The sequence below is a fragment of the Peribacillus sp. NPDC056705 genome (assembly GCF_043656335.1).
Window position 1 is genome coordinate 695 of record NZ_JBHTYI010000191.1, and the last position, 714, is coordinate 1,408.

Here is a 714-nt window from a genome sequence, read left to right on the forward strand (position 1 = left end):
CTGGTTATCCGTGATGGTCGCGATTCTGGCAAGTGACCGATTGAAGCGGTGGTTTCAAGGACGAAGAACGAGTGACAGAAAGCAGGAGAAACAAAACAAGCGAATGCAACGGGGGCAGCAGTTGTTCCATAAATATGGAGTACCGGGAGTGTCTCTCCTAGGTACGCTGCTGATCGGCGGTCATCTTTCGGCCTTGATATGTATCGCATCCGGAGCACCTAAACGATACGTGGTTATATGGCAAACCATTAGCATCATTGTATGGTCTGTCGTGATGGGAGTGCTAGTCTTGCTGGGTCTCAATCTTATTAAACCTTAATAATAATCGAGGGAGAAGCGAGCCTGTATTGGCACGCTTCTTCTTTTTTTTGTCAACGGATATTAGGTGTAGTCTCTATCCTATCCTTGATCGAGGCGTATATTACGCGGATGGGAATGTGAAGGAAGCGAAGTGAATAAGCCTATTGAAGGCAAGCCTGTTGCGATATTAGCGGGCCTGTTCGGGAATCAACGTAATGATATTCTTATTTTCGTATCGTAAAAATCAGCAATGTATAGTGAACGGTATAGCAACAATTATCAACTGGCTGAAGTCTAAATAAGAAAAGAGAGGCCGCAGCCTCTCTACTATAGCATTTATCTGTTTCGCATCATGCTATTTAACTTACTTGACTTCCGTAATTTTCAGCAGCTTGCTGGCCAAATCGGCATGCA

1 pseudogene is annotated in these 714 nt (G+C 44.5%); it reads left to right on the plus strand.

Annotated features, from left to right (window positions below):
• A pseudogene (locus ACFRAK_RS28820) lies at positions 1-319 on the plus strand (hypothetical protein); the annotation flags it as partial.
• Between the last annotated feature and the right edge of the window lie 395 nt (positions 320-714).